This is a genomic window from Xanthomonas sp. SHU 199 (assembly GCF_000364665.1).
Lineage (GTDB): Bacteria > Pseudomonadota > Gammaproteobacteria > Xanthomonadales > Xanthomonadaceae > Xanthomonas_A > Xanthomonas_A sontii.
Window position 1 is genome coordinate 1 of sequence record NZ_AQOI01000134.1, and the last position, 11,295, is coordinate 11,295.

An 11,295-nucleotide genomic window follows, 5' to 3' on the forward strand; every position below is an offset into this window, starting at 1 on the left:
TGCCCGTGCCGATCGCAGCGCCGGCAGTGCCGCCGGCACCGCCCGAACCACCGGCGCTACCGCCAAGGCCGCTGCCGCTGCCACCGGCGCCGCCGCCCGATGCCGTGCTGCCGGCGCCGGTCGGATCGAGCGAGGTTCCACCCAGCCGCGGTTGCGCCGATGCGCCCAGTTCCCCCATCGCGCCGGCCGCTGCCGAAATCGCGCCCGCCGCCGTCAACGAATTGCCGTCGGCGGTGCCGCCCGGCTGCGTGCCGTTGCCCCCCATGCTCGGCTGCGAAACCGCGTCCACCGCGTTGCGGCCCGGCAGGTCCTCGATGCCGGCGACGGTCTGCTGACGCGCGTCGGTGAGGCGGTAGTTGCCCGCGTCGGCACCGCTCAGGGCCAGTGCGATCTGCACCGTCTTGCCCGCCGCGGCCGAGGCATTGTCGTACTGACCCCGACCCTGCAGCGCGACCTCGTCGCCAGCGACCACGCCACGCAGCGGCGGCAGTACCAGCACCGCGTCGCTGCCGCCGTCGAAGCGCTTGTCCAGCACGGCCACATTGCCGACGGTCAGTGCCTTCGCCGCCACGTCGCCGCGCGACTGCAGGCTGGTGTTGACCAGGCGATAGTTGCCGGCATCGCCACCGCGCAGGCCCGCGGTCACGTCCACGCGCTTGCCGGTGCCGGCGTTCTTGGTGTCGTAAAGGCCCTGCAAGATCAACGCCACGTCGTCCCCACCGACCGTGCCGACCATGCCGCTGCTGCCGACATTGGCGGTGCGGTTGCCGTCGTACACCTTGGCGGTCACGCTCAGCGTGCCGGCGTCGATCGTCTTGGGCGTGATGTCGCCGCTGGACTGCAGGCGCGTCGCGAGCAACTGGTAGTTGCCGGCGTCGCCACCGCGCAAGCCCGCCGTCACGTCCACCCGCTTGCCCGTGCCGGCGTTCCTGTCGTCATACTGGCCTTGCAGGACCAGCGCCACGTCGTCCCCGCTCAGCGTGCCGACCGGGCCGTTGCTGCCGACGTTGGCGGTACGGTTGCCGTCGTACACCTTGGCCGTCACGCTCAGCGTGCCGGCGTCGATCGTCTTGGGCGTGATCGAGGCGGTACTGCCGCGCGGCGTCGAGGTGGCCACGTCCATGACATAGTTGTCGGCATCGGTGCCGCCGAGTTGTGCGGCGACCACGACGCTCTTGTTGTCGCCGACGTTCTTGTCGACGAACGCGGCCTGGGTGGCGACCGACACATCGTCGCCGACGACGGCATTGCCGAGCGTGGCGTTGCGCACCTGCGCGCCGATCCCGCCGTCGTACACCTTGCCGGCGATGTCGACCGCCACCGTCAGCGTGCGCTTGGCGATGTCGGCATAGGCCGTGCTGTCGACCAAGTAGTTGCCTGCATCGTTGCCGCCGAGCGCGATGCCGGACACGGTGACCTGCTTGTTGACGCCGGCGCGCTTGTCGGCGAACACCGCGCCGGATGCACCGGCGAAGCGCACGTCGTCGCCGCTCACCACGCCGCTCAGGGCCGCCGACCCCAGGCTGGCGGTGTTGGTGCCGTCGTAGACCTTGCCCTGGATCGAGCCGGCCCCCAGCTGCAGCGTCTTCTGGCTGATCGTACCGATGTTGGCACTGGCGCTGGTGCTGGCCAGACCGTAGCCGTACACGCGCACCGCGCCGTTGCCGGCGTGGTCCACGCTCAGGCCGTCGACGGTGACCGCCTTGCCGTGGCCGACGTTCTTGCTGTCGTAGTGCGCGGCGGTGCCGGTGACGACGACCGTATCGCCGTCGATCGCACCGCTGCTGGCCGTGTAGCCGATCCCGCCCAGTGCGGCAGCGGCATTGCCGTCATAGGTCTTGCTGGCTGCGCCGGTGAGGGCGACGGCAACGGTCGGGGCGACGCGGTAAAGGAAACCGCTACCCGCATCCAGCACGGTGCTGCCGGTGCCGGCGTTGTACTGCTTGAACTGCGGCGCCAGACCGCCGCGGGTGTCATTGAGCGGCGAGGTGGAATACACCAGCCAGCGGCCGTTGCCGGTGCTTACGGCGCTGCTGCCTGCCTGATTGATGAAGTTGCGGCCGGCCGCCAGCAGCACGCCGGTCTGTCGCTGCGCGGCATTGCCCGCGCTCACCGCCTGTTGCAGCGTCAGGTCCGCGCTGGCGCCGGTCAGGCGCACGTCCACCGCGCCGGTGGAGGCGATGCCGGCGAGGCCATCGACACTGCCGACCAGCAGGTTGCCGTTGTTGCGGAAAGTCAGGTCGCCGCTCTGCGCCGCGATCGCGTTCACCAGGGTACTGGCGGAGGTCAGCGACACCGCGCCGCTGGAGCGCAGCGCCAGTGCCGCGGCGGTCAACGCGCCGCTGCCCTGGATGCCGGTACCGGCCACGTCGTTGAGCGACAGCGTCTGCGCGGCGCTGATCCCGTGGTTCAGGCTCAGGCCGCCCTGCGCGGCGCTGAGATAGAGGCTGCCGCCACTCACGCCGACGTCGCCGGTCTGCTGCAAACGACGCGCCTGCACCTGCATGCGGTTGCCGACGGCGACGTTGAACGCCCCCATCGTCACGTCGTTGCCCGACGCATCCACGCGCAACGTGCTCACGCCGTTGAAGCGCGACAGCGTGCTGCCGCTCAGGACAGTGCTGCTGCCGCCGAACGCGAACGGGTTGCCGCCGGACAGGGCGAAGGCCACGGTAGCTGCCGTCTGATTGCTCAGCGTGGTGCTGGCCGCATCGAAACCGGTGCCGGCAGTGGCGGCGAGGGTGGCGGCGCTGTTGTTGAAGTTGATCGCGCTGTTCAGGCCCAAGGTTCCTGTCGCGTTCAACCCCACCGTCCCGGTGGTGCCGGCGCGCACATTCAAGCCGGTCAGTGTGTCGGCGAGACCCAGGCCCCAAGTGGCGCTGGAACTGGCGATCTGGGTGGCGCCGCCCACGTCCAGCGCCAGCGTGGTGAAGTTGAAGGTACTGTCGCTGAGGGTGGCGCCAGCGCCGGCGGTGACCGCCAGTTTGGCCGCAGATACGCCGCCGTTGACTCCCAAGACGCGTTGGCCGCTCTTCAGGCTCACGGTGCTGGCGCCAGTGACGATGTCGCTGTCGAACACCAGGTCGCCGCCGTCGCTGCGGCCCACTTCCAGCGTGGCCGCGTTGACCTGGCCGATCGTCGCGTTGCTGAGCCCGGTGCCCAGATGCAGGGCGTTGGCCGCGGTCATCTGCCGGATCGTGACCTTGCCGTTGCCGCCGTTGGCGGTGACGTGCTGGCTGAGGTTGATGGTGTCGCCGGTCAGGATCACGTCGCCGGTGCTGTTGCTGAGGCTACCGGCGGTGATGTCGAGAGTCTTGTCGAGCAGTTCGAAGCTGCCGCTGGCGTTGAAGTTGTAGTTGCCGGAGACGCTGATGGTGCCGGTGCCGTCGGCGCGGCCGATGGTCAGGTTGCGGATGCCCGGCAACTTGTTCAGCGTCGCCGCCGAGGCGAAGCCGTTGGCGTCGCCCAGCACCATGTTGACCGAAGGATCGTACGGCTCCAGGCGCATCGACGCGGTGCTGAGGTTGTTGAGAGTCGACGAGCCCCAGTCGATCTTGTTGGCGCGCAGCACCAGCACGCCGCTGCCGGTATCGAGATTGACCGGTACGTTGCCGAACACGATGTTGCCGCTGGTGTAGATGCTGGCGCCGCCCTTCATGGTGAAGGCGGTATCGATGTTGAAGTCCCCACTGGCGTCGATCAGGCCGTTGAGGATCTTCTCGCCGCTGGTGTAGCTGCCATCGGCCTTGAACAGCACGCGCCCGGCGCCGAGGGTCATGTTGGAGTTCAGCGTCACCGCGCCCTGCCCGGTGGACAGGTATACGTTGCCGCCATTGCTGAAGATCGGCGAGTTCAGGGTCAGGTCGCCGCCGCCCATGTTGTCCGAGTCGCCCCAGATGCGCACGTAGCCGCCATTGGTGGTCAGCGCGCCGCTGACCGAGATGCCGTCGGCGCCGTACAGGGTGATCGAGCCGGCGCCCGGGGTACCGTTGCCGTTCTGGGTGACGTCGTGGGTCGGCAGCGTGCCGGGATTGGTGCCGGGGCCATGTGCGATCAGGTTGCCGATGCTGCTCAGGAAACCGGTGTTGGTGCGTCCGCTCTGCATGTAGATGCTGCCGGTCCCGAACACTTCCACCGTATTGGTCGGATTGGCGAAGCTGATGGTGCCGTTGGTGTTCTCCAGACGCAGGCTGACATTGTTGGCCATGCTCAGGCGGCCGTTGCCGCCGTTCAGCGACAGGTCGCCGAAGGTGATGCCATTGTCGGCCACCAGCATCACGTTGGCGTTCTGCGCCTGCAGGTCCCGCACGTATACCGTGCTTCCGCTCAGGGAACCGATGCCGGTGCCGCCGCCTTGGATGCTGATGGTGTCCGGATCCAGCAGCAGGTCGCCCATCGCGCCGTTGGCCGCGCTGGCATCGGTGCGGCCGCTGTAGGCGAGTTGCTGCTTGCCGGAGACTTCGGCGCGGCCGCCGTTGCCGCCTTGCGCGCCACCGCGCACGGCGATGCTGCCGGCGAACCGGGTGTCGCCGTCGGACCAGACCACCGCTTCGCCGCCGTTGCCGCTGCTGCCGGCGCTGGCGTCGAGCGCGACGCTGGCATCGGCCTCCACGTGGGTGGCGTTACGCAACGCCGGATCGTGCCCCTGCCAACCGCCGCCGACGTGGATGGCGCCACCGCCGGTCGCGCCGCTGGCATCCAGGCGCGCGCCGCCGTCCAGGCGTAGCTGCTGGCCGAGCACGTCGATGCGGCCGCCCTGGCCGGTCGCCGAACTGGCGTCGAGGCGGCCGCTGACGTGGACCTGGCCGGCGTCGCCGCCGTCGAGCAGGATGCGACCGCCATGCGCGCCCAGCGAGGTCGCTTCGACCACGCCATCCATGTTGATGACGCTGGAGCGCAGCGCGCTGGCGCCGGCGGCGCTGAGCACCACGTTGTTGCCGAGGATGGTGCCGCTCTGCGCCAGTTCCGCCTTCAGCGCGTCCTGGGCGACCGCCAGCGACAGCAGGCCGTCGCTGCCGAAGTCCACCGCAACGCGATCGCCTGCGGCCAGGCCGACCTGGCCCGCCGCGATGCTGCCGGTGTTGCTCACCGCCGGCGCCAGCAATGCCACCACGCCGCCGTTGGCGCGGATCGCGCCGTCGTTGCGCACCGCGCCGGCCGCACCGCTGGCGACGAAGCGCGCGTGTCCGCCCAGGAAGTCGCTGTCGCTGATGCCAAGCGAGCTGACCAGCAGCCCGCCCACGTCCACCTGCGCGCCCTTGCCGAAGTACACGCCGTTGGGATTGACCAGCCAGACCTGGCCGTTGCCGCTCAGTTCGCCCAGCACCTGGCTGGGCGTGCCACCGAGCACGCGGTTCAGCGCGATGGCGGTGCTGTCGGGCTGCTCGAAGCGCACGCTGGCCTGGTTGCCGATGTCGAAGCTGTTCCAGTTCAGGATCAGCCGCTGGCTGTCCTGATGCACGGTCAGGTTGGCGCCGCGCTGGTCCAGGTGCGCATTGCCGGCGGCGATCTGCGCGCCGTCGGGCAATGCGCCAGGATCCACGGCATATGCCGACAGCGGCACGCTGCCGATGGCGATCGCGGCGGCGGCAGCGCGCACCACGGTGCCGCTGCGCTTGCCGCGGCGGCGGGAAATTTCGGCGGCGACCACGTAGGCGCCACGCAGTTCGTCCCAGATCAAACGGTAGATGTGATTCATGCGAATCGTCCTCAGAAGGCGTGGAGTGGCGGCGTCAGAAGCGCAGGCTGGCCTGCAGCCACAGGTAGTGGTCGTCGCGCAGGCCGTCGGCGTTCAGGCCGGCGGCGCTGCGGCCGGGGTTGTCGCCCAGCCGGTGCGCCCAGGCACCGCGCAGCGACCAGCGCTCGCCTTGCAGGTTCAGGCCGATACCAGCGCTTGACAGGTCGTACGCATTGCCCGACCACGGCATCACCGATCCCGCCCATGGATCGATGTGCTGGCGCACGTGGCCGTGATCGGCGAACAACAGCGCCTGCGCACGCACGTGCCTGGCGACGAGGAAATCGCGGCGCAGCTCGGCATTGACCAGCCAGCCGTTGTCGCCGCTGCCTTCGCCGACCGCATGCCCGCGCACCCCGGACGGGCCGCCGAGCAGGAACTTCTCCGACGAATCCAGGTTCTTGCTGGCGAACTGGCCATTGGCCCCCACGTACAGGCCCCAGTTGCTCAAGCCGCCCAGGCTCTGATTGCGCTCCACGCGCCAGACCAGCTTGTTGTAGCTGCCGCGGGTGCGCGCGCTCAGCCCGTCGGCGATGCGGTCGGCCGCGTTGTCCAGCTCCACACGGCCGGCGACCCAGCCCAGGCTGGCGCCGAAGTAACCGCCGCCCCACCAACCGTCCCAGGCGTTGCCGCTGAGCATGGTGGTGAGCCGGTCCAGATTGCGCTCGCGCAGGACCTGGCCCAGCGCCTTGTCGACCAGCTCGCGACGCTCGGCGTCCATGCTGATCCACAGGCTGCGCTTGCGCGTGCGCAACAGCGGATAGCTGAGGCCGGCGCTGACGGTACGCGCGCTGCCGCGCAGGTCCAGCGGCTTGAACTCGGCGCCAACCGCGTAGTGCATCGACGAGGCGGCAACGTTGGCGCGCAGACCCGACGGGGTCAGGCCGATGGCGTAGTTCAGACCCAGCAGATCACTGCCGCTGCTGTGGCTGAGGTTCACGCCAAGCAGGTCCTCGTGATCGAACGGCCGATTCACCGCGCCCCAGGCGCTGCTGCGCCACGCGCCGGTGTAGCGGTTGGCGAAGTTGTCCACGCTCGCGCCGCCGATCCACGCCGGCGCACTATCGGCACGGATCAGCAGGCGGCTGCTGCCGGGCTCGGCGCCCTTTTCCAGCGTCGCACGCGCGCTCACGCCTGGCACGTCGTTGATCAACAGCAGCGCGCGCTCCAACTGGTCGTTGCGCACCGGCCCTTCGGGCAAGGCCGCATCGGCGATGCCGGTCGCGCGGGCGCGCAGCGCGGCATCGTCGGACAGCACCTGCACGCGGCCGGGCGCGTTCTGCAGACGCCCGATCATGATCGCGATCTCCAACTCGCCGTTGCTCAGGTCCTGCCGCGGCAGATAGGCGCGCGCCAGCAGATAACCCTGCGCCTGCAGCGCGGCACTGACCCGCTGCGCCAGCGCCTGCAACTGCGCGTGGGTCAGCGACTTGCCCAGCGCATCGGCAACCACCGCCTGCAGCGCCTGCGTGTCGATCGCGCCCTCGGCTCCGCTGAAGCGGACGCGGTCGATGCGTGCGCTGAAGCCGCCATCCGGCGCATCGGGCAACGGCGCCTGCAGCAACGCGGCCGCATCGTCGGCCGGCGGCTGCAGCCGTTCCTGGCGCTGCTGCTGGTTGAGCAGCGAGCCCGCGTCCGGCGGCGCCGTCTGCGCAAGAGCCAAATTGACAGCGAGTGGCAACGAGCCGAGGCCAAGAAGCTTGGCCAGCCGCGTGGTATTCATGCAATGTCCCCGTGTGGTGCGCAGAACGCGCCCTTGTTGATCGGCGCCATTCTGGAGATCACGAGGGTGTGAAAACTTACGAGTTCTGACACGGCCGCGTAACGTCAAAGGACCGTAGGCGCGGGTCGTTCGCCGCATCGGAATGCAGGCATTTCGGCGAATTTCCGGCGCGCCCGTGGTTCCACGCAGTGCGCACGAGCGACAGCGACGACGGCATTTTGACGCAGCGACGATCCCATCACGCGACATCCGCGATGCATTGCGCCGAGTTCGCTGGCGCCTGGTCGCCAACCGTCGCGCGGCGCGCTTACTCCACGCGGATGGAATCGGTGGTCAGATAGCCGCGCGCGTGCTCGGTGCGGATTGGCAGTTCCTGCCCGCACGCCTCGCGGCAGCGCCGACGCAAACGGCTGATCATGGTATCCAGGCGACGCTGGTCGAAGGACATCCAGTCCCAGCCCAGCGCCTCGGCCACCTCGCGGCGGCCGGCCATCTCGCCGGCGCGCACGGCCAGCACCCGCAACAGCGCGAACTCGCGCGCGCTCAGTTCCAGACGCGCATCCTCCGGCGTGTACAGGCAGCATTCGCTGGCGACCAGACGCCAGCCGCGCGGCAGCCGTCGCAACAGCGCACGCACGTGCGCCGCCAGTTCCGCCAGGCGCACCGGCTTGACCAGATAGTGGTCGGCCCCGTTCTCCAGGCCGTGGATGCGGTCCTCGCTGGCACCGCGCGCGGTCAACATGATGATGCCGATGCCCGCGGAGGCGCTGCGCAGGCGCTCCACGATCTCCAGGCCATCGGCATCGGGGAGCCCGCGATCGAGGATCACCACGTCGAAGCGCAGCCCGGCACTTGCAGCGAAGAAGGCCGCAGCCGAGCCAGCGGATACCACGCGGTGTCCGGCGCCGACCAGATAACTCTGCAGTTCCTCGCACAGATCCACTTCGTCTTCGAGCAGACCGATCAATGCCATGTCAGCGTGCCTCCCCGGCGCGGCGGCGGCGGCGCGCGACGCCATGCCGTGCGCCGCATGTGCGGTGCGTGCGCATGCTCACCGCCCCTCCGCGGCGACGGCCTGGGGCAGGCGCAGGCTGAAGGTCGCGCCGCGGCCGTCGCTGTCCAGGGTCAACTCGCCGCCCAATCGCAGGGCGATGCGCTTGACCAGGTACAGCCCCAGCCCCGCGCCGGCAGTGCCGCGGCTGCCGCTGCCGCGCGCGAACTTGCGGAAGATCCCGGTGTGCTCGTGCTGCGGAATGCCGGGACCCTGATCGGCCACGCCGAGGATCAGGGTCTGCGCCTGCGCCGTGGCCGTCAGCCGTACCGGTTGTCCCGGCCCGGAGTACTTCAGGGCGTTGCCCAACAGATTGTCCAGGGCGATCCGCAGCAGGCCGCGGTCGCAATCCACCCGCAGCGGCGCCTGCGCCAGTTCGGCCCGCACGCGCTCGCGTGACGGATCGAGCGCGTCCAGCACCTCGTCGATGAGCGCGGGCAACGCAAACACCTCGCGCTTGAGCGCGCCTTCGTCCGAGAGCACCTGTTCATCGTCGAGGAAACGTTCGATCAACTCGGACATGCGCTCCACCGATCGCTGGATCTTCTCGATGCGGCGGCGTCCTGCCGGCTGCAGCGCGGTCTCCGTGTCCTGCAGCATCTGGCCACTGGCATGGATGATCGACAAGGGCGTGCGGAACTCGTGCGACAGCAACGTCACGAATTCGCGCTGCTCCTCGCGCAGCCGCTGCTCGGCGACCAGTGCCTGCCGCAGTTGCGTCTTGCTCTCGCGCAGGCGCTGCTCGGTGGCCTGGCGCTGCACGATTTCCTCGGCCAGTTCGCGGGTGCGTTCGCGCACCTTGTGCTCCAGCGATGCCTCGGACTGCTGCGAGAGTTCCAGCGCCAGGGCCAATGCATCTTGGCGCTGCTTCTCCAGCGCGTAGAAGCGTTGCGCGAAACTGAAGGTCAGCAACAGCAGGTGCAGGGTCAGGCCCACCGCCAGCGGCGCGCCATTGCGCAGCCACGGCGTGTTCGGCAGCAGGCCAAGGTTGATCAGGAAGCCGCGGAAGAATGCGATGTACAGCACCAGGAACGCCACCAGGTACAGCTTGGCCATGGCCTGGCCGCGCCAGCTCAGGTAAGCCGCCACCAGCAGCAGCAACGGTACGCTGACCAGGCTCAGCCCCTGCACGAACGGCATCACCGTGCCGAACCTGCCAAGCAGGAATCCGCTGCAGGCGACGCCGATCGCCAGCCACACGAAGGTTTCGTAGGCGCGCGACAGCCGCGGGAAATGCGTGTGCAAAGCCATCAACCGCACGCTGAAGGACACGGCGATGGCCACGCTGAGCGCCAGCACCACGCCGAGTACGGTGTCACCGCCATCGTGCGTGTCCAGACGAAAGAACGGGCCGACTAGGCCCCGGGTCTTGTACACGCTGTAGCCGCTGGTGGCGATGTAGGCGACATACCAGCGCACCGGCCCCACGCCGCTGCGTCGCCAGATGAAGGTGCCGGCCATGCACAGCGCGAGGATGAAGCCCAGGAAGATGCTGTCCTGGCTGGCGGACAAGGCCTCGTGGGCGAGCAGCGCCTGCGGCTCCCACAGCTTCAGCGCCACCGTCATCGCATTGCGCTCGGTCAGGCGCAGGTAGACCTCCGGATAGCGTCCATCCGGCGCTTCCAACTGGAACACCGGCGTCCGCAGCAGGTAGGGGTACTCGCGCCGCGACACGTCCTCGCCGCGGCGCAGTTCGCGGAAGCCACCACCCGGCTGCGGCACGTAGAGGCGCACGGTATCGGCCAGCGGCGCGTCCACCTGCAACATCAGCACCCGAGGCAGGCCGGTCATGCGATCCAGGCGCAAGCGCAGCCAGACCGCATCAGGGATGTAGCCGAGACTGAACTCTGGCGACGTCGGCTGCAGGTCGCCGCGCGCCGCCACCGCGTGCACGTCGAGCGTGCCGGCACGGTCGCGCAGCATCTGTACGTGCCCGTCCAGGGCAATGGAGCGGCGGCCCTGCTCGGAGACCGACTGGATCCCGCCGCACCCGCCAAGCAACAGGACGATCAGGAGCAACAGGGGCGTGAGCGTCGAGCGGCGGCGCATGAAGAACCCGGCGTTGTATCCGAACGTGTGCGTATGCAGGTGGCGGGCGTCACTGAAAGCACTGCGAGCGGCATCCCCATGCCGGCCCTGTGGCGGACACTACCCTGGCCGCTTCGAAATTCTACACAGGGAGACATGTAATGTGAAATTCATCAACCTATGACGTTGCGCAACACCTCGTTCCGTGCGTTCCGGCGCACGTCCCGTCTCCGAACACGCACGCAGCCAGTACCACGCCTGGCGCCCTGCTCGGACACCGCGCAGACGGCTCCAGCAGAGCACGCCGCGTACCATGCTTCTGGGAGCGGATGGGACGCTGACCAAGCGCTGGGACAAGGTTGGGGTCGCGCGGGCATGACGCATCGGCGCCACAGCGCCCGGCAGCGAGCAACGCATGCGTTCGCACGGCCGCAGGACGGGGGAAGCGAAAGAGGAGAGAAGAGCCTGCGCAGATGGCGGACAGGACGCGGGCGATGCCAGACAGGATCGGCATGCACGGCGTGGGATGGCGCGCCCGGAGGGATTCGAACCCCCGACCAATGGCTTCGGAAGCCACTACTCTATCCGGCTGAGCTACGGGCGCAACGGACGCGCATTCTAACGGCATTCGTGGTCCGCGTCTCCCCCATTCGCACGGCCCGGCGACGGCGCGCGCGTCATGGGCATGCGGCCGCCGCCGTCCGCTCACCGGCACCGTGCGTCGACATGCGGCGCGGCGCGGCGCGGCCGGCACGG

The 11,295-nt window shown here is 69.2% G+C and carries 4 protein-coding genes and 1 tRNA gene; all 5 read right to left on the reverse strand.

Annotation, left to right across the window (positions count from 1 at the left end; translation table 11 throughout):
* Positions 1-5,698: YDG domain-containing protein (locus D183_RS0106400; protein WP_017908279.1), on the reverse strand; the 5,698-nt coding region annotated here is incomplete at its 3' end.
* A 34-nt stretch (positions 5,699-5,732) separates the two neighbouring features.
* Positions 5,733-7,460 (reverse strand): ShlB/FhaC/HecB family hemolysin secretion/activation protein, encoded by a 1,728-nt coding sequence (locus tag D183_RS0106405; RefSeq protein ID WP_232757225.1) that lies wholly within the window; start codon positions 7,458-7,460, stop codon positions 5,733-5,735.
* A gap of 307 nt (positions 7,461-7,767) precedes the next feature.
* Positions 7,768-8,433 (reverse strand): response regulator transcription factor, encoded by a 666-nt coding sequence (locus D183_RS0106410; RefSeq protein ID WP_026144248.1) that lies wholly within the window; start codon positions 8,431-8,433, stop codon positions 7,768-7,770.
* A gap of 78 nt (positions 8,434-8,511) precedes the next feature.
* Positions 8,512-10,530: a sensor histidine kinase gene (locus D183_RS0106415; protein ID WP_232757226.1), complete on the reverse strand. Its 2,019-nt coding sequence runs from the start codon at positions 10,528-10,530 to the stop codon at positions 8,512-8,514.
* Between the two features lie 536 nt (positions 10,531-11,066).
* Positions 11,067-11,143 (reverse strand) — tRNA-Arg (locus D183_RS0106420).
* Between the last annotated feature and the right edge of the window lie 152 nt (positions 11,144-11,295).

Coding starts and splice junctions, on each gene's coding strand:
- D183_RS0106410 (WP_026144248.1), bottom strand. CDS start 8,433: ATGGCATTGATCGGTCTGCTCGAAGACGAAGTGGATCTGTGCGAGGAA.
- D183_RS0106405 (WP_232757225.1), bottom strand. CDS start 7,460: ATGAATACCACGCGGCTGGCCAAGCTTCTTGGCCTCGGCTCGTTGCCA.